Raw genomic sequence first — 24,857 nt, forward strand, 5'->3', positions numbered from 1 at the left:
AATGAGTGATAATGGAAAAATTAAAACAAAATTTACAAATATATATAAAAATGAGTATTTTGGAAAAATTTTGGATAAGCTTTCATTGAATTTACCAATTAATGAGAATGAATCAACATATGTGATAAATCTGAGTTTAGTATTTTATGATTATTATTTAAAAGAAAATCAAGAATATTACTTTGAGTTTTCATATTATTTAGTTTTAAAGTATTTTATAATTACAGGTGATTACAACCCATTATATGATTTTAGTATAAATGTTGGGTTTTACCCTATAACAAGTCTACTCAATAAAAAGTATAAAACAGAAATTGGTATTTTTGATTTTATTAACCAATTAAAAATGGAAAAGTATGAACTAAATGATAAAATTCAAACGAAAGAGCAATATAGTAATAAAGTTAAGTTAATTGAATCAAAAAGCAAATATCGATCATTTATTGCTCCGACTTCTTTTGGTAAATCAGAGGTAATACTAGAGGATATAGATAAGCTAAATCTTCTTAAAGTAGCAATTATAGTTCCTAAGAAGGCTCTTATCTGGGAAACATATAGAAGAGTTAAAAAATTAGCCCAAGAAAAAAAGTATAAGTTACTTATACATGATACTGAGTATAATGGAGAGTGTAGATTTATTGGTATCTTTACACAAGAAAGAGCCTTAAGACTACTACAAGAAAATAACGTTTATTTTGATATCTTATACATTGATGAAGCACATAATATATTTGAGAAAAATGAAAGAAATATTTTGTTAACTCGTTTGATAAAATTGAATAGAAAGATAAACCCCAAGCAACGAATTGTATTCTTATCTCCTCTAATAAATAACTCGAATAATTTAACATTTGAGGAAAATATGGAAATAAATGAAAAGAGGATAAATTTCAATATTAAAGAGCCTGACATACACTTTTATGATGAAAGGAATATTGAACATGTATATAATAGGTTTTCAAATAGATATTTAGAAAGGGAAAATGAAGAAAATGATTGGAGGAACTATATTAAAGGAAGAACAATTAAGAAATCATTGTTGTATGTTAATAGACCTAGATATGTGCAAGAATTGGCCTTGTATTTTAGTGAAATACTTCCTAAAATTCCTAATAAACAACTCGATGAAATTAAGGAAATAATGATAAAATATGTTGATAAAGAATATTACATGGTGGATTTGATTGACAAAGGGGTACTATTTATACATGGAAAAATGCCTGACTCGATAAGAGATTATCTTATCGAAAAGTACAAAGAAATAGAAGATATTAAGTATTTGGTATCCAATTCATCTGTTCTAGAAGGTGTTAATTTTCCAATTGATTCCTTATTTATATTGAATACATATAATTTAAATATAAATAATCTTAATAATCTAATTGGTAGAGTAAATAGGCTAAATGAAATATTTAATGATAAAGGAGACTTAAGAAGATTGTTCTCGCCAGTATATTTTATAGAAAATGCAGAGTTCGGAGGTGGTAATTATTTTAGAAATAAGATCGAACTTTTGAGAATGCTTGATATTGAAGATAAAGTTAAAAATCCAGTTTTGACAAATAGTATAGAAAAAAATATAGAAATATATGATAGAGAAGAAACCTTTCTTAGTAATTTTAAAAAACAAGATTTATATGCTATTTTAGTTAGAAATAGTATAGATGATTTTTATAAAGAAGTTAATGAATGTATGTACAAAATAAGTGAAAACATTGATTCTTTTGATAGAAAAAAAATAGTTAGCAATGAAAACATTATTAGTATTATCTATGAAATATTTTTCAAGGGGTTTGAGTATGGTGATTTCAAAAATTATGAAGTTGGTAGACTAATAAAAGAGCAAACTGTAAATTTTTATTCTAGTTATATTAACTTTATTTATCACAGTGATTTTAAAACAAAAATAAATTTTTTTGATAGGCATTTTTCAAAAATAACTCAAGAAAAAAAATTGTACTATATTGGAGATTCCTTTGGGGAAGTAGTAAAAAATACAGATTTATACGAAAACACAAATCGTAAGGTATATATAGATATCGCAGCTAAAAGTGAAAAAGAAAGAATTAATTTAGCAATAGTTAAGTCTAAAATAGAAGATGATTTTGTAGGGTTTGAAATTTCGAAATTTGTCAAGGCTCTACTAGAACTTAAATTGATTAATCAAGATAATTATGAAGAATTTTTTTACAATACAAAGAGTCAAGACAAAATCTCTATGTTAAAATCTGGATTATCACAACAAACAATTAATTTTATGGAAAAAAATGAACTAATAAATGAAGTAAATAGAACCACTAGTGGATTTGAAGCTAGTGATAAGTTTTTTAGAATGCTTGAAGATGAAGATGATTTTATTAAATTTGAAATTAATAAAATATTTACAAAAAGTTTATAGATAAAAAGGAGATCACTATGCATATATCAGTTTTAATACTTTGGATAACAGTTTTTGTAATATCTTTACTTAAAGTCGTTTTAGGAACTATTTTATTTAAATTTACCCCGACTAGAAATAGTTTTTTCGGCTATAAGACAAAACAATCATTAAAAGATGATGAGTCATGGCTTTTTTCTAATAAACTTAGTGCAAAGCTAATACTTATTATAGGCCTAATAGAACTCATAGTATCTGTCTTAACAATGATTTTTACATACAAAGAATATGATACAGCTAATGATATAATAATACCCTTTATTTAGCTATTTCTATGATAACAACCTATGCAATTATTATCTATGTTCATTATAGATTAAAGAAATATTCTAATAATATTAACAATTAAACTATAAGACATTAGCATGTCAAACTAATATGAGAATGAGGATTTTTAGATGGAAAAATTATATTTAAGACTAATGAAACTAGAAGCTAAAGAAATTGTTCTTGATTTCATTAAGGAAATGATAGAACATGCTTCAGATATTCATGGCTTATGGTATACACATGAAGAAACATTTGAAAAAATGTATGAAGCAATCCAAAAACATAGTATCATTAAATATGAAGGATATGAACAAAAAACACCTATTAAATATCAATATTTACTTATGAGTGAAAAAACAAATAAACTTATAGGTGTTATAAGTATCAGACCTTATCTAAATAGAAGTTTAGACGAATCATTTGGTGGTAATATTGGTTATAGTATTAGACCTAGTGAAAGAAAAAAAGGGTATGCAACAGAAGGACTAAGACTAGCTGTACTAGAAACTAAAAAAATAAATCCTAAAGATCCTGTAATGGTTTGTTGCAATAAATACAATATAGGATCTAAAAAAGCAATCTTAAATAATGGTGGTATACTAAAAGAAGAAAAGAATGCTTTAATCTCTGAACAAAAGTATTTAATATATTAAAAAGTATCAATAAAAATTAAAAGGAAGTCATGCAATGCAAGAAAAGTATTTTAAAAGATATAAAATATCTTCAGTGTTAATGATACTGGAATCTCTTCTTATATTAGGTTTAGTTATATGGTTTTTAGTTATCTTATTTAATAACTTAAATATATATTTCCTAATTCTATTTGTTGCACTAATTATCTTTACTATAACTTTAGTAATTAGTATCATCAAATTAATTAAAGAAGTTATATTATTCAAAAGGCATAAAAAACCTAGCTTTGAATTTTATAGGGCTGCACGATTATATTTGGTGATATTTGTGTGTGCTATTATTTATCCATTCTCAAGTGATTATCGCATTGGTGAAAAACTAATAATGCTTTTGATAGGAGTTTTAGTATTGACAATTCCTATTAATTATTTAATAGCACACCATAAACTTAAAAGAACACTAAAAATATAAAATACTGCATTACTTGATTAATTTTATTTTATAAGAATACTTTCTTATTTTAATAAAGTGAACTATAATACTTTAAACACAAAGATTTTTAATGGGGAGTTTAATATGAAATTTTATGATGAGTTTGATAGTTTAGAAGATGAAGTTTTAAAACTAAATATTATAGATAAAAATATTGGAAATGAATCTGAAATACCTTACTATTATTATGCAATTATACTTAAAGAAAGAAATGTAGAAATAGGTAAAATTAGTATTAGAATTGGACATAACTCACACTCATATTACAATGGAAATATAGGTTTTGAGATATATGAAGCATATCAAGGAAACAACTATTCATTAAATGCCAGCAAACTAGTATTATAAGTTGCAAGAAAACATCAAATGAATTACCTATATATTACTTGTGAAGATTCAAATCATGCTAGTTCTAGAATTACCTTAAAACTAGGATCCAAATTGATAGAGGAAGTAGTTCCTCCCAAAGCATATATCTTTTATTATGATCAAATGGGAAAATATAAAATATAAAATATAAAATATATAAACTTAACTTATAATTAGCTAAAATAAGAATTTTAAAATAAAAGGCAGGAATTTCTAATATGGATATAATACATACTAAAAGGCTTACTTTAAGACCTTATAGATTAGAGGATACAAATGATGTTCATCAATATGCTTCTGATAAAGAAGTTGTAAAGTATATGTTATTTGGACCTAACAGTTATGAAGAAACAAAAGAATTTGTTCAAAAAGTAATTACTACTTATTCTATACAAAGACCACTAAAAAATTTTGAATATGCTATAGAAATGAATCAAAAAGTGATTGGTGGAGTGTCTGCTTATGTTGATTGTGAGCATAAAAAAGCTGAGATGGGCTGGATTCTAAATCAAGCTTATCATAGAAAAGGTATTATGACAGAAGCTGCTTTAGCATTAAAAGAATATCTGATAGCTAAATTTGATTTAACAAAAATATTTGCCACATGTGATTCACGGAATATTGCTTCTGAAAAAATAATGTTAAATTTAGGGATGAAAAAAATAAATATCCAAAAGAATTCTAGAATAGATAAAGAAACTGGATTAGATGATACAGCAGATACTCTAATTTATGAAGTTTCTATATAAATAGAAGAGATTTTAAAATAATTACACTATCAAAAGAAAAGTAACTTATTATGATTAGAAAAGCAATAACAAATGATAAAAAAGATATCTATAGACTGCTTAAGCAAATAGCTAAACTTCACCACAATTTATACCCTGATCATTTTGAAGAAGTTGATTCTAAGTATGATTTAAAAGAGGTAGAACAATTAATTAATAGTCCTGATAAACTAGTATTAGTATATGAAAAAGATCATCAAGTTTTTGGATATCTTATAGGTTGGATGAAAAGAGTTTTTTCATTGATGATTTATGTGTAGATGAAGAAAAAAGAGGTTTAAGTATTGGTAAAAAACTGTTAGATGATTTAGAAATATATATTGGAAAAAGAAAAGTAAGTTTAAATGTTTGGTTTAAAAATGAAGCAGCTATTAAGTTTTATGAAAAAATTGGATTTAAAGTTTTAAAGTATGTTTTAGAAAAATAGATTTAAAGATTAAGGATGAAAATATCAATGTTAAATAAGAATATTAAAAGATATAAAATTGCATGTGGTCTAATCATTTTGCTATCTTTCTTATATGATTTTTTCACTATTACTTTTTTAGTAGTATTCAATAATGATATGACTTGGAATAAAAACATCTATAGTTGGATAATATTATTCAATATTTTATTTATGATTATAATAGTAATTTCAGTTATAAATACAATTAGATTAGTGGTTAAACTTATACAGTTTAATGAAAATCCATATCCTTATTTTCATTTTAAAAGAAGCGCCATCGTTTATTTTCTGATACCTATTATTATCTTGATTTTCTTCTTTAACATAAAAATAGAAGTTGTAGAAAGTGTGGCTGCATTATTAATAGCCTTAATTTTTACTGTTATATCAATATATTATTTAATAATGGATAAAAGATTAAGAAAAGTATATGAATTAGAAAATCTAAAGAATTGATAGCATTTCTTTTTTTATATTATAATAGTATGAAAGACAAATACTAGGAGGGTGACATGGTTGATATAAAAGCATACCAAAATAAAATTATAGAGTTCTATAAAAAACGTAATTGGTACCAATTAGATCCATTTATTCGTATTAATTTTCTAACAGAGGAAGTAGGAGAAGTTTCTAGAGCTGTTAGAACAATTGAGATCGGTAGAGATAGACCAGATGAAAAAGTACCTTTAAATATGCATGAAAACCTCGTTGAAGAATTAGGAGATGTATTAGATAATTTATTGATTATAGCTGATAAGTACCAAATCAGTTTAGAAGATATTATGGAATCACACTTAAGTAAATTAGAAAAAAGATATAAGGAGTAAGTATACATGAATATTGTTATCTATTGTGGAGCAAGCCTAGGAAATGACTCTATATATGAAAAAGAAACAAGAAAAATAGGAAAATGGATTTCTAGTAATCAATATAAACTAGTTTATGGTGGTGGTAAAGCAGGACTTATGGGAGTAATTGCTGATACTGTTTTAGAAAATGGTGGAAAAGTGATTGGAGTTATGCCCAAGTTTTTAATAGAAAGAGAAATTATGCATAAAGGATTAACTGAAAACTTTGAAACTAATACAATGACAGAAAGAAAAAATAAGATGATTGAACTAGGTGATATTTATATTGCCCTTCCAGGAGGACCTGGGACATTAGAAGAGATATCAGAAGTTGTTTCGTGGGCAAGAATTGGCCAAAACAATAATCCTTGTATTTTTTGGAATGTAGATGGATACTATAATGATTTAAAGTCATTTTATTTAACAATGGTTGAAAAAGGTTTTTTAACACAATCAGATTTTGATAAAATATTATTTACAAATTCTATAGATGAATTAGAAAACTTTGTTAAAACTTATGAACCACCAACTGTTAGAAAGTATTAAGATATTATGAAATCTATAAATATAATTAAACTAGTTTTTCCTGATTTTGAAGTTATTCAATATGATAATCAAAATGATCTTTATGAAGGGTTTGTATTTGTTTCTAATAGCTTTAAGTATAGATCAAGACTTGCTAAGAAAACTCCTAAAAAAGAAGGTTATTTTGTAACATTTTGGGAAAAAATTGATGGTATTAATCATCCATATAATAAAGAAGATACATGTGATTACTTTATTATTCTTGTAATAGATGAAGAAAATAAAGGATACTTTAAAATTCCTAAAAAAGATCTTATTGAAAAAGGAATTGTGAAAAGTGAGACTCAAAAAGGCAAAATGGGGATGAGGGTGTATCCTTCATGGAACCTAGGTTTACTAAACAAAGAAGCTAGTAAAACTCAAAAATGGCAATTAGAATATTTTTATAATCTATAATAAAATATGATCATCTCTTTAAATTATGAAGAGATGATTTTTTATTTAACAAATGATATAAAAGTATTAAATGCTAATATGTTAGCAATTATTGACATTTAAGCATAAAAGTGTTAAAATATTAGCGATATGATAAAAGATATAATTGATATAAGTGATTTTGTAGAAGTTCAAACAGAACAGAAAGTTATTGCTGATTTAGTTAATAGATTTATAAAAAGAAGAAAAGAATACGGATTAACACAACAAAAATTAAGTGAACGCTCAGGTGTTAGTTATGGTTCAATTAGGAGGTTTGAATCTAAAGGAGAAATATCTTTTACTTCTCTTGTAAAAATCAGTAGTATATTAGGATTATTAGATGAATTTAATTCATTATTTAAAAAACCTATTATTAAGAGTTTAAGGAGGTAATGAATATGCAACTAACTATTCAAAAAATGGAAGTATACTATAATAATCAATTAGTAGGATATTTGGAAATGATAGACGAAGATACGATTGCATTTCAGTATGATACTGATTGGATAAAAAAGGGATTTTCAATATCCCCATTTTCGCTTCCATTATCAGATAAAGTATATATCTCTAACTCTCCTTATTTTAAAGGACTATATGCGGTATTTAATGACTCATTACCAGATGGATGGGGAGAATTTTTGATAAGAAGAATGTTATTAAGAAAGAAGATTAATTTTGAAAAATTATCCCCTTTAGTTAGATTGTCATTAGTAAACCAAACAGGTTTAGGAGGACTTGAATACCTACCGAAACAAAAAAAGGATCAGATAAATGAAACTACAGATTTAGATTTGATTGCAGCAGATATAAATAAAGAGTTAAACAACAGAACAGATGGACTAAGCTTAGATAACCTATATAAATTAGGTGGTGCTTCAGGTGGTGCTAGACCTAAAGTGCACCTTAAAATAAATAATGAAGAATGGATTATCAAGTTTGCGGCAATAAATGAAAGTAGTTTAGTAGGAATAGAAGAATATAAAGCAAATATACTTGCTAAAGAATGTGGCATTAATGTCAGTGAATTTAAACTTTTTGATTCAAAATTAACAAAAGGTTTTTTTGGGACAAAAAGATTTGATAGAATAGGGGATAAAAAAATACATGTTATAGCACTTTCTTCTATTTTGGAAACCACTCATCAAATAAGTAATTTAGATTATATTCATTTATTTCAAGTAATCCAAAAAATATCTGTTAACCCAGATGATTTGTATGAAGCATATAGAAGAATGTGTTTTAATGTTCTATATGGAAATAAAGATGATCATGGTAAAAACCATTCTTTCATTTATGATGAAGTAAAAAAAGGATATGTATTATCTAAAGCCTATGATATAACTAACACTATAGATAAACTAGAACATGAAATGACAGTTAACGGATCAGGGAATCCAACAGAAAAAGAGCTTATTGAAGTTCAAGAAAGAATGCAATTAAGTAAAGAAAAATGCTTGAGTATTATTGAAAATATTAAAAGAGTTATAAATAATATAACCTTGTAAAGGTAAGTCTATTGCTATATAATAATATAAATAAGATGAAGAGGTAACTATATGAAAATTTTTATATTAAGCTTAATTGCGTTAGTTTTTGTAATAAATATATTTATGAGTATATTGGATTTAAAAAGTAGAAAAAGAGTTATTGCTAAAAGTGTATCAGATGTATATGATAAAGATGAGTATACTAATTGGAGAAACTACCAAAAAGATAGCACAACCCTAGGAATTGTTTCAGGAATTGTTAGTCTTATTATTACAGCGGTTTTATTTTACTTTAATATTTTTAGTAAGATCTACTACTGGACAACGGATTTAACAAATATACTTATTTTTCAAGTGTATTTATTCATTTTAGTTATTAGTTTAATATCAGTTTTTTTTGATACAGTTATCAGTTACTATGACACTTTTATATTAGAAGAAAAATATGGAATGAATAAAACAAGTAAGAAATTATTTATCAAAGACACTATTGTTAAGTTCTTATTAAAAGTAGTTTTCTTTGGATTACTATTATATGTACTAAATATCATTTATGTAAGTTTTGAAAACCCATTTATATTCTTTATTACTGCGTTTAGCTCAATTGCAGTATTAGTTTTACTAATGCCATACTTACAACCTATTTTTTCTAGAATATTTAATAAAGCAACATCTTTAGAAGAAGGTAGCTTAAAAGATAAAATTAATGCATATGCTAATAAGATGAATTTTCCTGTTGAAAATATTTATGTGATTGACGCATCTAAAAGATCAAGCCGTTCCAATGCTTACTTTAGCGGATATGGTAAAAAAAGAAGAATTGTATTATATGATACACTTATATCTGAGTTTAGTGAAGAAGAAATAGTAGCTATCTTAGCTCATGAAGTTGGTCATGCTAAACATAAGGATATTCTAAAAAGAATTCCAATGTCATTATTTGTAATAGGCTTTTTCTTAATTAGCTTATATATAATAGCTTCAAATAAAGATATTTCACTAGCATTTGGATTTACCGAAAGTAATTTTTTATTCTCAATTATGGTATTTATAGAAATTATGCCATTAACAATCATTATTATTAATACGATAACAAATTGGTTTTCAAGAAAAATGGAATATGCCGCAGACAAATACTCAGTGACAACCTATTCTAAAGAATATTTAGTTTCTGCACTAAAGAAACTATCACGTAAAAACTTATCTAATTTAGCACCTCACCCAATCACAGTGGTTATTAATTATACTCACCCACCACTAGATAAAAGGATTGAGGCAATAGAAAACATTTAAAATTATTCTTAATTGAATAATTTTTTTATAATTTTAAAAATAAGATATGAATCATACAATAAAATTAATAAGGTAGTAATTAGATAGTACAATATATTTTAAAAAGAGGTAATAGTGTGAAAAAATTGATAGAAAACCTAGATAAGTTACATACAACAGAATTAGGAAAAATAAGAATTTTAAGAAATCTTGAAATTGAAAATACTGATGTAGTAGGATACTGTAAAACAATTATTAAAGATCCATTAAGCACAATAACAGAAAAAGGTAAAAACTTTTATATATCAAAAGCTGATATAACACTTACTGTCAATAAACATTCTTATACAATCATCACTGCACACAAGAAAAAATAATAGCGATGCTATAAAAGATGTGTTATACTACAATAAGAAAGAAGGTGTGAAAATGAACATTAATAACTAAATCCTACTTTAAGTTAACTTTTAGTAGGAATAAAATTTAATACTAAAAGGAGACATATAAAATATGTTAAACATAAAAGATTTAGTTATTAAAGACTATCAACATGACATTACTTTAGTTGATCGTCTGTTTTTCACACTGAATAAAAACGATAAAATCGCTATTATAGGTAGCGAAGGAAGTGGAAAATCCACTTTATTAAAAGTATTATATGGTAATATACCATCATATATTGAAGTTACTGGAGACATTATAAGACCTAATGTTATTTTTTACATGGAACAAAATATAAAGAACCAATATCAAGCATATACAGTAAATCAATATTTATATGAAGAAAATAAATATAACAACTATACTAATATTCATAAAATAGTTAATCAATTTAAGCTTAATTATGATGAAATTAAAGATAGAAAAATAAATACTTTTTCTGGGGGAGAAAGAGTTAAAATTGGCCTCATTAAAGCTTTGTTAATAAATCCAGATGTTTTCTTACTAGATGAACCATCTAATGATATTGATTTTGAAACAATCAATATCATAGAAGACTTTCTTATAAAAACTGAAATACCTGTAATATTTATTTCGCATGATCAAAGATTGTTAGAAAATGTCGCTACTGGAATTATTCATCTAGAACATACAAATAAAAGAATGATTGCGAAGACAACGTTTTTAAATATTGATTATAAGACGTATAAAGAACACTATTTGAACAACTTTTCTCACCAACTCATAAAAGCTAGAAAGCAAAGATCTGATTATAAAAATAAAATAGAAAAATTCAGACAAATTTACCAAAAAGTTGAATACAAACAAAATCAGGCAGTTAGAAACCCTGGTGCCGCAAGTATTCTAAAAAAGAAAATACATGTTTTAAAATCACAAGAAAAAAGATATATAAAAGAAAAAGAAAACTTCCTTGATATTCCTGAAAAAGAAGAGGCTATGAATATATTTTTTGATGATAATTTAAGAATCAATGCACAAAAAAGTATTTTAAGCTTAAGACTAAATGCTTTATCACTTCCAGATGGAATAAATATTAGAAATATCAATTTAGAAGTTATGGCAAAAGATAAAATAGTAATTTTTGGTAAAAATGGTATAGGAAAAACAACTTTAATGAATTTCATTTATAAAAAATTAATAAGTGAAGACATAAAAGTAGGATACTTAACACAAGACTATTTAGACATATTAGATGAGAATATGACAGTAGTAAATTTTTTAATTAATAACCAAAATAAGTATGATCAATCTAAAATTAGACAAATTCTTGGAACGCTTGGGCTTAGAAAAAATGAAATGACCAATAAAATAAAAAACATAAGTGAAGGAACAAAATTAAAAGTGATGTTATTATTACTTGTTTCTAATTCATACGAAGTACTTTTACTAGATGAACCAACAAGAAACATATCACCTATTAATCAAGATGAGATATATGGAATTATTTTTACAATTTAAAGGGGCTATTATAGCTGTTACACACGATAGAACATTTATTGAAAGTGTATTTGAAGATAGTTATGAAATGAGTTTAGAAGGGCTTAATAAACAATAAAAATAGGTACTGTAAAGTAATGAAGTCGTTTAATACTTCATTTCTTTACAGCCCCTTTAATTATAATGCTAGTTGCATCAATTGCGACTCTAATCTTTTGTATAAGAAGAAACTAATTTCAAAGTCAACTAAACTATGAATAAAACCTCCAATACCTACTGGTAAAATGATTGTGTAAAGTATAAAAGACCAATCGTTTAAGTTTCCTAAGAAAAATAAGGCAACCACAATGCATTCCAATAATGCATGAAAGAAAGCCAAAACTAAATTAAATGGTGTTCTTTTTAGTAAACTGAAGTTCTTATCTTTCATTTTAGTAAAGATAAATGAAAAACTAACAGCCCATAATATATGAGAAAATGCTCTTGCTGATACAATAGGACCTAGTGATAAGAAAAAGCCAATTCCTCCAGATAAACCAACTAAAAGGGCAATATCCCATCCAATAAACATAGCGATGAAAATGGGAACATGGCTTCCTAAGGTATAAGAAGCTGGTCCAATAACGATTTTAGGCATTATAAGCGGAATGATAATTCCTAAAGCTGATAGCATTACAGCAAGTGTTAATCTTTTGATGTTATATTTCATAATGACCTCCAAGGTGTCTTGACACCTTGTCATTGTACAACAAAAATAAAAAGGTGTCAAGACACCTTTTAGTCATTGTAAATAAATCCTTTAAGATTCAGTTCTTTTAATGCTTTATCTAAATCTTCCTGATCTTTATACAAGAGGGTATGCACATGAATACCATCTGTAAGAGAAGAAAGAAGATTAGGCTTACTTTTGATAAATTGAGTGATATCATCATTAGTTTTAATATTGAGTTCACCTTTTAATAATCCATAAGAAGGATGATTGATTGTTACATCATATATAATGATGTTGTTTTTAACAAGAATTTCTAATTCAGTTAAGGTTTCTTCAAAACTATGTTTTACAATGATTTGATACTTTTTATAATCACTATTTATATTATCTAGAATATAACCTTTTGGTTTGGCTAGAATAGAATGTCCTGTAGCTCTTAAAAGGGCGATATCACCTACAATTACTTGTCTGGAAACATTTAGTTTTTTAGCGATAAAATTAGCACTCAATTCATTTTCACTATTATTAAGTAATAATAAAATTTTGTCTCTTCGTTCTTGACCAGTCATAATTTAAACCTCAAATGTGTAATTAATATAATCTATTTTAACATAAATTAAGATATAAAAAAATAAATGCTAATTACTTAGCATTATTTAGGGGTTAAACAATATTACCAGAACTATCACAAGTTAAATCAATATCAATATTTACAGTTTTAATAGTTATAAATAAAACCTTATGTCTAAACGTACCTTTTCCATAACCTACATTACTAATATTATAGGCATTACCATCACTAAATGACCATGCCCCATTATTTATAGACGTTGTGTAAGTTGAATCAATCGCTCTAGCGGATATGCCTTGATTGATGATAAAAATAGTTTTTAAGGTGTAAGTCCATAAAATAGAGCCATCGTCTTTTTTCATTGTAACAGTTTTAACTCCAGTTTTAGTGTATTCACCAGGGACTTCAAACTCTAAAGAAAAAAGGCTAATTTCAGTATAACTAAAAGTTTCAATGACTAAATAGCTTCCATCGTCATAATAAATAATATCTGAACTATAATCTTCTAGAGTACTTAATGTTACTTGTTCGTTGTTTGCAATATAGCCATGGGATGTATTTAGTGTTAACCCTAAGCTTAAAGTACAAGTAACCGCAAATAAAGATAATAAAATAAAAAATATTTTTTTCATTATTTTCCTTAAAATATACAGTTTAGATTTGACCAATAGTTGTCAGCTGTATACTAAAAATAAACTTATAATAAAGATATGTAAGAATCAGTTGTCACAGTAACATCTGTTCCATAACCGGCAACGATAATAAATATAGCATAACTTAAGATAGCAATTAGTACTATTAATAGAACTATTATCCATTTAAGATTTTTTGCCTGTTTTTCATATTTATCAAGCTCTACTGAATCAAAGCCTCTTGAAATCTCATTAGGTGTTCCAAATACACTGTACAATTCCTCTACAGCGATATTTTCCTTGTTTTCTAAATAGTCAAGAATTCTATTTTTAAAATCAGCTAAAAATAGTCTTTTCACACTGTATTTACAATTCAAATTTTTTGAAACATCTTTTATATAAGATTTTATTATTTTTTTAGGTTCATTTTTCATTTTTTGGTTCCTTCCAATTAAAAATTGATTCTAATCCAAAACTAAATGATTTAAAGGTTTCCAAAGCATACTCTAAGTACTTTAAGCCATCAGCTTCCATGTGATAGTAATTTCTAAAACGTTTTTTTCCAACAAGTTCTTTTTTAGTAGAAACATAGTTCTTTTTTTCAAGACGATAAAGAGGACCGTATAACGAGCCTTCCTTAACTATGATGGTCCCGTTTGATCTTTTTTCTATTTCTTGAACAATTTGGTACCCATACATATCTTCAGATTTTAATAGAAGTAGAATAATAATTTCTATAAATCCGTATTTAATTTTCTCTTCAATTTCAACTTTATAGTCTTGCATTTTAGTACCTCACATGTATTATACTTAATTACATATTATAGCACAATACTTGTTGATAAAAGTAGTAGTTGACAAAAAACAATAAAAAGTATAAAATAGGTATAACAAGGAGGGCTTTTACGTCATTTTTTTGAAAAAATAGAAAATTAAAGGTTTTTATAAATAAAAGGGAAAATAAGTAGTGCTCTAATAACAAACGATAAATTTTAGTAAAACAAACTAAAAAATCAATTAAAATTAAACGGAATTTCTAGATAGAATAGAAGGATAAAAAAGGGATATTTTTTTCTAAATAAAAGTAAGTATAAAAATAAAATTCATTTATAGAACTACCAGGACAGGTATATTTATATAAATGAATTTTATTTTTATAACAGGACTATAAATGATATAATAAAACTAAAAGGGGTGACCAAAGATGGCTAAATATGAAAAATATGGTAAAGGCAACTTTGATGCAGTTGTAAGTGCAATTCATCAAGCAGCTGTGAATGGCAGTGCAACAAGTTCTTTAGAAGAGTCTACAAATAGAGTTATGGGTGATACTAAAATAGCTATTAGAGCATATGAAAGATATGCTTATTTTGGCAAAAATAGATCAAGTTTATGTATTACAGTCTACGGAAATAACGATGGAGATATTTTTGTGAGCGCGATTGCTACTGGAGGAAGTCAGGCAGTATTTTTTAAGGTCAACACATGGAGTGATGAAAGTTTTCTTAAAACAGTTATTCCAACAATCAATAATATGGTTAAGTAGGAGATTTTTATGTCAATTGAACAAACATATAGAGACTCAGAAGAAGTATTAAAGATAAGTGATATTGTAGAAAAGTATCATAGAACATATGATACTGTTATTATGACTTTTCAAAGTAAAGTACTACCCGGACTTTTAGAAGAAAATAAAATAGAAGTCATAGAAGATTTAACTTTTGGAAATGCACATGGAAAACATCATGCATATAAAGTTATAGGACATGATAATATGATTTTTTATTTATGTCCAATAGGGGCACCTATGGCAGTTGGTATCCTAGAAGAAATCGTATATAAGCTAGGAATTAAAAATATAGTCATGTATGGTAGTTCTGGGGTTTTAGATAAAACAATTACAGAAGGAAAAATAATTGTTCCTACTAAAGCTTATAGAGATGAAGGAACAAGTTATCACTATATGCCTAAAAGTGATTTTGTTGACCTTAGAAACTATATGAAAGTATCAAGCATTCTAAAAGAAAGTAACATAGACTATGTAGAAGGCTATATCTGGACAACTGATGCTTTTTATAGAGAAACTAAAGAAATCTTTCAAGAAAGAAGAAACCAAGGTTGTATCGCAGTTGACATGGAAGTAAGTGCTGTTGAGGCTTTTTCTAGATTAAGAAATGTTAACTTATATAACTTTGTTTATGGGGCAGATAATCTAGACTCTGAAAAATGGGATAAAAGAATATTAGGCAATTTATCATTAAGTAGTAGAGTGAATTATTTTTTAATTGCACTTTTAATTGCTAAAAAGATTAGTAGATAAAAGTCTACTCGTTTTTTACTCTATGATAAACCAATATTAATGATAAATATTAAAGATAATGAAGGTGAAACTCATATGAACTTTGAACAATTATTTGAAACGCTAGACCAACAAAATAGTATTTTAGTTATTTCAGATGTTTTAAAAAGAAGAGTCATTCAAATGAAAAGTGAATATGAAATAAAAAGTAAAAAACTATTTAAATTTTCTATTTTAACAGAAAGTGAAGTAATAGATCTTTTAACTTTTAAAACAGATAAAGAACTTGTATTATATGCATTAAGTCAAAATAAAATGCCTATTTCTATTACAAATGAAAAAATTAAGTTTGCCAAATATAATTTAAATCATGTAAATAATGATTTAAATCTATTTTTTGAATCAAATAAAAAATACATATATATAAATGAACTCTTTCTAGAAAAAGCTAAGAGCTCTAAATTCTACTTATTGAGCCAAGAATTACATCTAAAACCTATTTTTAACCATTTTAATATAAGCTATGAAGTAGTTGGTATACTTAAAGAAAAAACTCCTATAATCCATAAATTTTCAAGTAAAAAAGAAGAAGTGTTTTATTTGTTTGAAAGTATTTCAAATTTATTAAAAAATGGAACAGATATTAATCATCTATATATTGCTAATCTTGATGAGACTTATCAATCAGAAATAATTAAGGTATCAAGATTTTATGGGATTCCAGTTGATTTAAACAAACAATTTAAATTATATGATTTATCTTATGTGAGAAAAATAATGAGTTTTAGTCTTCCTAAGATTATAAAAGTCTTAACAGATGATGACTATAGAAATGAGCAGTTTATAAAAATAAGAAGTCTTGATGAATCAAGTTTTGACCAAACAATCAATCAAATAGTTCATATTTTTAATCAATATCCAATCGATAAATATGATGAAAATGACTTATTGAAAATGATTAAAGAAGACTTAAAACAAACTAATATTACTAAAAAACCAGTAAAAAATTCTATTTCAATCATACCGTTAGACGAAATTATCGGATTAAAAGATATGGAAAGAGTATTTATTTTAAACACAAAATATGAATCATTTCCTACAATTAAAAAAGATAATGATTACTTATCTGATACAGATAAAGAACTTATTTTCTATCCTACAAGTAGTCTAAGAAAATGAAAGTAACAATGGTTACTTAAGAAAACTTGTTCATTTAAATGTTGTTGAGTATCTTTCATATCCAGAAAAGGATAAATATCAACAGTTTACACCAAGCGATCTTACCTTAGATTTAATGCTTGAAAATCAACCTTATACTAAAATAAACATAGAAGATATTAGACATGGTTTTTCTAAAGAATACTATAAGACTTATTTTTCAAATAAAGATAAAGGAAGTCTATTAACTGATTTTACAGGAGCATTTCTTTTAAACCAAGATCAAAAAACACACCTTATTAACTATATAAAAAACAAGGGTGTCAGTCTAACTCCAACCTCATTGACTACATATTTTAAAGTTCCTTTTATTTATTATATTGAAAAGGTACTTGGTCTAGACACATTTAAAAAATCAATTAATTTATATTTAGGAGACTTTTTTCATATTTTAATTGAAGTTTTAATGGTTTTAAAGTATGAAGAAAAAACAATCAGAAATAGTGATTTTTCAAATGATAAAGAGCTTAATGAAGCTATTATTAACTATATTATTAAAAAAGATATGGACGGCTTTACTTATGAAGATTACTTTGAGGACTTTTTTGAAGTCTATTTTAAAAAAGAAATTCAATTCATTGTTAATTTAAAAAATAAGAATATCAATGAGCTTGATGAAACAGAAAAATTATTAATTAAAATGCAATTTTATATTCATAAAAATAAATCATATATTACAAGAGCCTTAGAACGATTAATTGATCTAGAAGATAATATTAGTTCTAAAGAACTTTATTTAGAAAAAGAAGTAATAATAAATGAGTTTAATGGACGAGCTGACTTAGTTAAGGTGTATCCTGATAATAGTTTTTCTATTATTGACTATAAAACTTCAAGCAAAGATGCTTTCCACTATGATAAAATTATTGAAATTTTTAAAGCTTTATTATCAGAAAATAAAGAAGAAGAAATTAGCCTTTCAGCACTTAATTTACTACAACTTATTTTCTATGCATACTTTATTAAAAAAGAAAACTCAAATCTTAAGTTAAAAGATTTAGCTTTTTATAGTTACTTTGAAGAGAACTTAAAACTTAATGCCTTATCAACAAGCGAATTAGATAAAGTATATTACACAACTGGTAAAGATAGAATGATTTCGTTAGAACAACTAGATAAGTTATATGAACTCATAGAAAAATTATTAGAACAAACTAAAAATGATATCTTTAATGCAGACTTCCCTATTACTGTAAGAAAAGATACGAATCAAAAAGAAGATCTAGAAGAAACGATCTATTCCATCTATGAAGCACTTGCATACTTTAACACAAATGAAGAAAGGGATGATGAAAATGAAGACTAAAGAAGATATAATGAATGAATATGGTCTTAATGACAAACAGGCTTTAGTCGTTATTGATGATTCCAAAGAACTAATTGTCCCTGCAGGTGCTGGTAGTGGTAAAACTAAAACATTAGTTACTAAAGTAGTTAACTTGCTAAAAGATGGGAAAAGTTTAGATGCCTTTTTAGTATTAACATTTACTAAAAAAGCAGCAACCGAGATGAAAGAAAGAATTAAAAAAGACTTGAAAAAAGCTCATTTAATTCAACTAGCAAATAAAATAGATAGTTCAAATATTTCAACCTTTGATGCCTTTGCTTATAATTATGTTAAGCAAAATGCCTCATTGATTGGACTAGATTCAAATATAGAGCTTTTAGATCAAGCTGTTTTCATGTCTACTAAAAAGAAAATCGTCTCAGAAATCATGCTAGATATTATGTTAAATGAAAAAAGTAGCAGCTTATATACTTTTATAGAGACCTTTACGGATAAGACAAACGAAGAAAGCTTTATCCTTGATGTGATTAATGTATATGAAAAATTAACAGAATCAAAAAAGATTGATGATATTAAACCAGAAGCACTTATTTTACAAGAAAAGTTATTTGATTCTGAAAGCTTAAGAAAAAGACTAGAAGATATTTCACTAGATTTTGTTTATTCAAATGAAGAAATGTTAGAAGAGATATTTGTTTATTCTGATTATTTAGATAAAGTCATTTTAGAAAAGCCACTTTTTGAAGGTAAAAAATCCAAGTGGAAAGAAGTCTCTGTTTTTGATAAAAAGAAAATAGAAAAAATACTTAAGCCATATAAAGATTTATTTAAGACACAGCCTATGGTAGAAGATATTGATTTTGTCTATCAAACTGAAATAGAATATGCAAAAAATTTAATTGATTTTTTAAAAAGATATGAAGAAAAACTCGACTTTTTTAAACAAGAAACAAATAAATATGAGTTTAATGATATTGCCAATTTTTTAAATGAAATTCTTAAAAATAATAAAAGTACTTTAGAAAGATTAAAAGAAAGATTTAAGTATGTCTTTGTAGATGAATATCAGGATACCTCAAGTATCCAATCAGAGTTTTTAGAAATGCTCATTAAAGATAATGAAGACATTCATGTACTTTATGTAGGGGATATTAAACAAAGCATTTATAAATTTAGAAACGCCAAGCCTGAAACATTTATTAAGAAATTAGAAACCATTAAGTCTATTACTCTATCTACTAATTATCGTAGTTCTAAAAAAATTATTGACTTTGTCAATGGTTTATTTGTTAATATCTTAGATAATAAAGAAAAATACGATATTGATTATAAAGATAATCATCATATGGAAAGCGGATCTAAAGCATATGATATGAATGATACATCTTCTGATGTTTTTTTAGAAGAGTTATATACAGAAGATGAAGATAAATCTAAAAATGACCCAGTGGAAGAAGCATTTGTGATAGGGCATAAGATTAAAGAATTAATAAAAGAAAAAAAACTAAAAGATTATAAGGATGCGGCAATTCTTCTTAGAAATAAACAAGCCTTTAAAGTATTTAAAGATGTATTTAAGTATTTAGATATCCCACTACAAGTCCAAGTAGATCAAAGAATTAAATCTAGTTATTTATTAAAACTAATGGCAAACATTTTAGCATTAAGCTTAGAAATTAAAGAAACAACAAAAGAAAACTATAAAGACAAAAGATTTAATTACTTTTCAATTGCCAGAAGTGAACTATTTAGATATGATGATTTTAAACTATTTAACCAATTAATTGATAGTACTAATTTAAAGAACAATAAAAAGTTAGAAATAGAAAAAGAAATATGGGATAAGTGTTATAAAGTTTATGAAGCTATTTATACTAAAACAAATTATGAAATTGTTGACACAATGGTAAAAGAGTTTCAAATCTATGAAAAAATTATTTACGCAACCAAAAAAGAAGATAAAGAATATCAAATAGAATATCTTTATAATATTTCAAAGACGTTATCTGATCTTAATATCATTGGTGAAGATTTTGTTAAGTATATCTATCAATTAGCCTATGATGATAATATAAATTTGAGTCTGACTGTTTTACAAGACCAAGAAGAAAATAGCGTTAGATTAACAAATATTCATCAATCTAAAGGTTTAGAATATGAAACGTTATTTGTTTGTGGATTAAATAAAAAATTTAGTGGTAATAAAATTAAAAAATTTAAATATAGTGAAGAGTCAAAGTTATTATTACAAGCTAAATTTAAAGACACAGCCCAACAAATCACATATGATAATATCTTACAAATGATCAAAAATAAAGGATTAGAAAAAGAAAAAGCTTCAGCCTTAAAAGAAGAGATGAGATTATTATATGTTGCCTCAACAAGACCTAAAAAAGCTCTTTATCTTATAACGACCAGAAAAAGTGACTATTCTAATCTAGAATCATTTACAGATTACTTATATGAAAATAATATTGAATCATTAATTAAAAAAGAAAATATAAGAAGACATACTGAATTTTTAAAACAAAATGACTATTATAAAAAATTAAGAGATACAAATGAGTATTATCCTAAACAAATTGATAATCTAGTTGATGATAGTTTTAAATTCAACAGTTATGAACAAGAAGAGCCTAAAGCATCTTTATCAGTTAATCGTCTAATTGAAAATAATGAAAGACAAAACTTAAAAAAAGGGACACTCCTACATGAAACATATGAATATGCCACATTAGAGTCAAATATCCCTAAAATTAAAAAGTTTAATCAAACTATCTTTGCTGGTAAGAATTTAAAAGATGCACTTCAAATACATAAAGAGTTAGAGTTTATGTACACAGAAAGTAAAATCTTATACAAAGGTATTATTGATATGGTTGTAGTTTATGAAAATGAAGTTCATATTATAGACTATAAAACAAATGATATATCAGTTGATAAATATAAAAATCAGTTAGAAAGTTATGAAAAGTATATTCGACTCATATACCCAAATAAAGAGATTAAAAAATTCTTATACTCCATGGTAAAAGAAGAGCTAAAAGAAGTTAAATAATAAATAAGAAGGATTATAAAAATGATTGTATTAGTAGGCGCAAGCGCAAGCGGAAAAACAGAAATTGCCCACATTCTAACATCTAAATACGGCTATAAAAAGTGTGTGACAACTACTACTAGAGAAAAAAGAGTAAATGAACAAGATGGAATAGACTATCATTTTATAACTAAAGAACACTTTTTAGAACTAAAAGAAGAAAATAGATTTGCAGAAAGTGCAGTCTATCAAGATAATTATTATGGTCTTCAAGTAAAAGATATTATTGAAAATGGCATCGCTATTCTAGAACCTAAAGGGGTAAATGAACTCATTAGACAAAAAAGAAATATCTATGTCATCTACATTCAAACAAGTGAAAATCTTAGAAAAGAAAGAATGGAAAAAAGACTAGATAAAAAAGAAAGTATTAGTAATAGAATTTTAAATGATAGAACTATTTTTGAAGTTAAGCATATCACACACATTGATCTATTAATTGAAAATGAAAAACATGATTTAAATGAAGTGGCTAAAACAATTCATGAAGTATATCAAGAGTCGTTAAAATTGAAAACAATAAATAAAAATGTATAATATAAGTATAAATAAACAGGAAGGTGAAAAAAATGGCATTAATAGGAAAAAAAGTTTCTCCATTTAAGTTAAATGCTTATCACAATGATGCATTCATAGAAGTGGATGAAAAAGCATTAGAAGGAAAGTGGAGTGTAATTGTTTTTTACCCAGCGGACTTTAGTTTTGTTTGTCCAACAGAATTAGAAGACTTAGCTAACAACTATACTAAATTTCAAGCACTAGGATGTGAAGTTTACTCAGCATCAACAGATACACATTTTGTACATAAAGCATGGCATGATGCTTCAGAAAAAATCAGAGGTATTAAATTCCCAATGTTAGCAGATCCAGCTGGAAAACTAGCTAAAGATTTTGATGTTTTAGTAGAAGAAGATTGGCAAGCATTAAGAGGAAGCTTCGTAGTTAACCCTGAAGGTGTGATTGTAGCATACGAAATCAATGATATGGGAATTGGTAGAAGTGCTAAAGACTTACTTAGAAGAGTAGAAGCGTCTCAATTCGTATATGAACACGGAGATCAAGTTTGCCCAGCTAACTGGACATTAGGAGATGAAACATTAACTCCTGATATTGATTTAGTAGGAAAATTATAGTGGATTCATTTTTGATTTTTATTATTGGCTTTATAACTGGAGTATCTTGTTGACATTAGGGTATTATCTAGGTAAATTTTTTAGAAAGTCAAGTAAAATCAAAATAGAAAAATAGAATTAAAGGGACTGTAACGAAATAAAAGTAACAGTCTATAAAACAAAAAAGCCGCTCTAGAATCCTAGGGCGGTTTTTTGGTATAATTATAGTATGCAAACACAACAAAATATACAACATAATTTTAACCCAAAACAGTTAAAATTACCACTACAATTAGACATAAAAATTCCTTTTGATAGTGAAGTTCGTACATTTGATGAAGTATTTAGAAAATTGGAGATAAAAAAATACTTAAATAGCTCAAAAGATCCAAGAGGTCGTATGGGTTATAATCCGGTTCAAATGTTAAAACTGATCATGTTTTGTCAAATGGAAAAGATTCAATCCTTAAGAGATATGGCAAAAGCTGCTAAAAATGATATTAGAATCATGTGGCTTACAGATGAATTAATGCCAAGTCATCAAACAATAAAAACCTTTATGGATAAATACTTAGTTAAAGGAATAGATGAAATCTTTTATGAACTAAGTAAGTACTTAATAAAAAAAGAATCTATTGATACAGATAAATTATATATAGATGGTAATAAAATAGAATCGGTGGCTAATAAATATAGTTTTACATGGCGCGGTTCTATTGAAAAGTTTAGAGATAAGTTATATAAAAAATAACCAAACAGATAGAATCCTTAAATAAAAGATATGAAGACTCAGATATCTTCTTTCCAATACATGAAACATATAACACTGATAATTTAAATAGCATCAAAGACTTTCTACTTAATGAGATAGATAGGGAATTAATAGAGTTTAAATATGGTAAAGGAAAAAGAAAAACTACTTTACAAAGAGATTATGAACATATCTTAGAATATTTAGCTAAGTTAATAGAATATCAAAGACATTTAAAGATTATGGGTAACGATAGAAACTCATATGCTAAAACAGATATAGACGCGACTTTTATGCATATGAAAGAAGATCATATGCGTAATAGTCAATTAAAACCAGGGTATAATATACAAATTGGTGTATCAAATGAATATATCCTACATCTAGATATCTATAAAGAACGTAGTGATTATAAAACTTTGATTCCTTTTTTAGAAGGATTTAAGAAAAGTTATGACTTCTATCCAAAATATCCAGTAGCGGATGCTGGATATGGTGGATTAACGAATTATCGTTATTTAAAACTAAACGATATGGAGCTTTATCAAAAATATGCAATGTATGCTAAAGATACGCATGACAAAAAAAGAATGAAAGATCCATATTTTCCATTTAACCTTACTAAAGAAGGTAATGATTATTTAACACCTAATGGAGATACTTTAAAGTATCTGTATAGAAATAATCGAGGTAATGATGTATATGAATTACCAAATGGTAAGCGTAAAGAGATTAATGATGAAAATCTTACATACCAAAAAGAGGTGATTAAAAATCTTACATCACCATTAGGAATTGAATTAAGAGTTCAAAGGTCAATTCAAGTTGAGGGTGCCTTTGGAGTGATTAAAGAAGCATTTAAAGTAAGAAGATTTAGACGAAGATTAACTCATAATGTTAAAATGGAGTTTTATTTAACAGCTATTGGATATAATTTAAGAAAATATCATAATAAAAAGTATAGAATAACAGAATAGATATCCACAATAAACTTAAGATTTTAATAGAATCTTCTTTTATCATGCTTAAAAATAGATGTTTTTTGATTTTATCCACATAGTTCACGGTAGATATAAGAAAAAAAGAACTGTTAAGTTCTGAAGTAGTGAATTACTTCATTTCTTTACAGTCCCTTTTTTATTTATAAAAGTTTCATAGCGTAAAATAGTTTGTGTAAATGAATCTAGTTTATTAATGCTTAAAAATAGGCACTATGCTCTTTATTTGTCTAT

The 24,857-nt window shown here is 25.9% G+C and carries 30 protein-coding genes; 25 read left to right on the forward strand and 5 right to left on the reverse strand.

Annotation, left to right across the window (positions count from 1 at the left end; all coding sequences use genetic code 11):
• Position 1: 1 nt before the first annotated feature.
• The 16 genes from BN854_RS01645 (at position 2) to BN854_RS01725 (ending at position 11,966) form a co-directional block, all read left to right on the forward strand.
• On the forward strand, positions 2-2,398 hold the full coding sequence (locus BN854_RS01645) for a DEAD/DEAH box helicase (protein WP_026656137.1): 2,397 nt from the start codon (positions 2-4) through the stop codon (positions 2,396-2,398).
• Between the two features lie 17 nt (positions 2,399-2,415).
• Positions 2,416-2,703, forward strand: coding sequence for an SdpI family protein (locus BN854_RS01650; protein WP_026656147.1), 288 nt, complete (start codon positions 2,416-2,418; stop codon positions 2,701-2,703).
• Positions 2,704-2,835: 132 nt separating this feature from the next.
• Positions 2,836-3,360 (forward strand): GNAT family N-acetyltransferase, encoded by a 525-nt coding sequence (locus BN854_RS01655; protein ID WP_026656156.1) that lies wholly within the window; start codon positions 2,836-2,838, stop codon positions 3,358-3,360.
• Between the two features lie 556 nt (positions 3,361-3,916).
• Positions 3,917-4,180 (forward strand): GNAT family protein, encoded by a 264-nt coding sequence (locus BN854_RS07400; protein WP_026656173.1) that lies wholly within the window; start codon positions 3,917-3,919, stop codon positions 4,178-4,180.
• Positions 4,181-4,419: 239 nt separating this feature from the next.
• A complete protein-coding gene (locus tag BN854_RS01670; protein ID WP_026656190.1) occupies positions 4,420-4,950 on the forward strand; it encodes a GNAT family N-acetyltransferase in 531 nt (176 codons plus the stop codon).
• Positions 4,951-5,000: 50 nt separating this feature from the next.
• Positions 5,001-5,249 carry a hypothetical protein gene (locus BN854_RS01675; protein ID WP_026656197.1) on the forward strand — a complete coding sequence of 83 codons (249 nt, stop codon included), beginning with the start codon at positions 5,001-5,003 and terminating at the stop codon, positions 5,247-5,249.
• A complete protein-coding gene (locus tag BN854_RS01680) occupies positions 5,210-5,416 on the forward strand; it encodes a GNAT family N-acetyltransferase (RefSeq protein WP_026656198.1) in 207 nt (68 codons plus the stop codon). The genes BN854_RS01675 and BN854_RS01680 overlap by 40 nt, the downstream gene beginning before the upstream one ends.
• A 27-nt stretch (positions 5,417-5,443) precedes the next feature.
• Positions 5,444-5,893 carry a hypothetical protein gene (locus BN854_RS01685; protein ID WP_026656200.1) on the forward strand — a complete coding sequence of 150 codons (450 nt, stop codon included), beginning with the start codon at positions 5,444-5,446 and terminating at the stop codon, positions 5,891-5,893.
• Positions 5,894-5,949: 56 nt separating this feature from the next.
• Positions 5,950-6,264 (forward strand): MazG nucleotide pyrophosphohydrolase domain-containing protein, encoded by a 315-nt coding sequence (locus BN854_RS01690; protein ID WP_026656202.1) that lies wholly within the window; start codon positions 5,950-5,952, stop codon positions 6,262-6,264.
• 6 nt (positions 6,265-6,270) lie between these two features.
• Entirely contained in the window at positions 6,271-6,831 is a 561-nt protein-coding gene (locus BN854_RS01695) for an LOG family protein (protein WP_026656204.1), read from the forward strand.
• Between the two features lie 6 nt (positions 6,832-6,837).
• On the forward strand, positions 6,838-7,266 hold the full coding sequence (locus BN854_RS01700) for a MepB family protein (RefSeq protein WP_026656206.1): 429 nt from the start codon (positions 6,838-6,840) through the stop codon (positions 7,264-7,266).
• Positions 7,267-7,395: 129 nt separating this feature from the next.
• The gene (locus tag BN854_RS01705) at positions 7,396-7,680 is read left to right on the forward strand and encodes a helix-turn-helix domain-containing protein (protein ID WP_026656215.1); all 285 of its coding nucleotides are present in this window, start codon (positions 7,396-7,398) and stop codon (positions 7,678-7,680) included.
• A gap of 5 nt (positions 7,681-7,685) precedes the next feature.
• On the forward strand, positions 7,686-8,792 hold the full coding sequence (locus BN854_RS01710; RefSeq protein ID WP_026656223.1) for a type II toxin-antitoxin system HipA family toxin: 1,107 nt from the start codon (positions 7,686-7,688) through the stop codon (positions 8,790-8,792).
• 51 nt (positions 8,793-8,843) lie between these two features.
• Positions 8,844-10,067, forward strand: a complete 1,224-nt coding sequence (locus tag BN854_RS01715; protein ID WP_026656231.1) for a M48 family metallopeptidase — start codon at positions 8,844-8,846, stop codon at positions 10,065-10,067.
• Positions 10,068-10,183: 116 nt separating this feature from the next.
• Entirely contained in the window at positions 10,184-10,423 is a 240-nt protein-coding gene (locus BN854_RS01720; protein WP_026656240.1) for a DUF3781 domain-containing protein, read from the forward strand.
• A gap of 133 nt (positions 10,424-10,556) precedes the next feature.
• Entirely contained in the window at positions 10,557-11,966 is a 1,410-nt protein-coding gene (locus tag BN854_RS01725) for an ATP-binding cassette domain-containing protein (RefSeq protein WP_026656249.1), read from the forward strand.
• Positions 11,967-12,123: 157 nt separating this feature from the next.
• On the opposite strand, the gene BN854_RS01730 is transcribed toward BN854_RS01725, so the two are convergent.
• The 5 genes from BN854_RS01730 to BN854_RS01750 all read right to left on the reverse strand — a co-directional run bounded on the left by BN854_RS01730 (position 12,124) and on the right by BN854_RS01750 (position 14,646).
• Entirely contained in the window at positions 12,124-12,654 is a 531-nt protein-coding gene (locus BN854_RS01730) for a hypothetical protein (protein ID WP_026656257.1), read from the reverse strand.
• A 68-nt stretch (positions 12,655-12,722) separates the two neighbouring features.
• Positions 12,723-13,226, reverse strand: a complete 504-nt coding sequence (locus tag BN854_RS01735; protein WP_026656265.1) for a transcription repressor NadR — start codon at positions 13,224-13,226, stop codon at positions 12,723-12,725.
• 94 nt (positions 13,227-13,320) lie between these two features.
• Positions 13,321-13,860 carry a hypothetical protein gene (locus BN854_RS01740; RefSeq protein ID WP_026656273.1) on the reverse strand — a complete coding sequence of 180 codons (540 nt, stop codon included), beginning with the start codon at positions 13,858-13,860 and terminating at the stop codon, positions 13,321-13,323.
• 65 nt (positions 13,861-13,925) lie between these two features.
• Positions 13,926-14,294, reverse strand: coding sequence for a DUF6120 family protein (locus tag BN854_RS01745; protein WP_026656281.1), 369 nt, complete (start codon positions 14,292-14,294; stop codon positions 13,926-13,928).
• Positions 14,284-14,646, reverse strand: a complete 363-nt coding sequence (locus BN854_RS01750) for a PadR family transcriptional regulator (protein WP_026656290.1) — start codon at positions 14,644-14,646, stop codon at positions 14,284-14,286. Before BN854_RS01750 ends, BN854_RS01745 begins: the two co-directional genes overlap by 11 nt.
• 418 nt (positions 14,647-15,064) lie before the next feature.
• Between BN854_RS01750 and BN854_RS01755 the strand changes: the two genes are divergently transcribed.
• From BN854_RS01755 to BN854_RS07635, 9 genes are all read left to right on the forward strand, one after another.
• Positions 15,065-15,406: a DUF6054 family protein gene (locus BN854_RS01755; protein ID WP_026656297.1), complete on the forward strand. Its 342-nt coding sequence runs from the start codon at positions 15,065-15,067 to the stop codon at positions 15,404-15,406.
• 9 nt (positions 15,407-15,415) lie between these two features.
• The gene (locus tag BN854_RS01760; RefSeq protein ID WP_026656305.1) at positions 15,416-16,180 is read left to right on the forward strand and encodes a nucleoside phosphorylase; all 765 of its coding nucleotides are present in this window, start codon (positions 15,416-15,418) and stop codon (positions 16,178-16,180) included.
• 75 nt (positions 16,181-16,255) lie between these two features.
• Positions 16,256-17,338 carry a hypothetical protein gene (locus tag BN854_RS01765; protein WP_026656313.1) on the forward strand — a complete coding sequence of 361 codons (1,083 nt, stop codon included), beginning with the start codon at positions 16,256-16,258 and terminating at the stop codon, positions 17,336-17,338.
• Positions 17,339-17,453: 115 nt separating this feature from the next.
• Entirely contained in the window at positions 17,454-18,683 is a 1,230-nt protein-coding gene (locus tag BN854_RS01770) for a PD-(D/E)XK nuclease family protein (RefSeq protein ID WP_026656320.1), read from the forward strand.
• On the forward strand, positions 18,673-21,723 hold the full coding sequence (locus BN854_RS01775) for a UvrD-helicase domain-containing protein (RefSeq protein WP_026656329.1): 3,051 nt from the start codon (positions 18,673-18,675) through the stop codon (positions 21,721-21,723). The genes BN854_RS01770 and BN854_RS01775 overlap by 11 nt, the downstream gene beginning before the upstream one ends.
• 21 nt (positions 21,724-21,744) lie before the next feature.
• Positions 21,745-22,299: an AAA family ATPase gene (locus BN854_RS01780; protein ID WP_026656338.1), complete on the forward strand. Its 555-nt coding sequence runs from the start codon at positions 21,745-21,747 to the stop codon at positions 22,297-22,299.
• A gap of 32 nt (positions 22,300-22,331) precedes the next feature.
• Positions 22,332-22,895: an alkyl hydroperoxide reductase subunit C gene (gene ahpC / locus BN854_RS01785; protein WP_026656345.1), complete on the forward strand. Its 564-nt coding sequence runs from the start codon at positions 22,332-22,334 to the stop codon at positions 22,893-22,895.
• Between the two features lie 208 nt (positions 22,896-23,103).
• Positions 23,104-23,625 (forward strand): transposase, encoded by a 522-nt coding sequence (locus BN854_RS07630; RefSeq protein WP_026656483.1) that lies wholly within the window; start codon positions 23,104-23,106, stop codon positions 23,623-23,625.
• Positions 23,626-23,867: 242 nt separating this feature from the next.
• Positions 23,868-24,602, forward strand: a complete 735-nt coding sequence (locus tag BN854_RS07635) for a transposase (RefSeq protein ID WP_026656490.1) — start codon at positions 23,868-23,870, stop codon at positions 24,600-24,602.
• Positions 24,603-24,857: the final 255 nt, after the last annotated feature.

The sequence above is a fragment of the Alteracholeplasma palmae J233 genome, assembly GCF_000968055.1.
Taxonomy (GTDB): Bacteria; Bacillota_I; Bacilli_A; order Acholeplasmatales; family Acholeplasmataceae; genus Alteracholeplasma; species Alteracholeplasma palmae.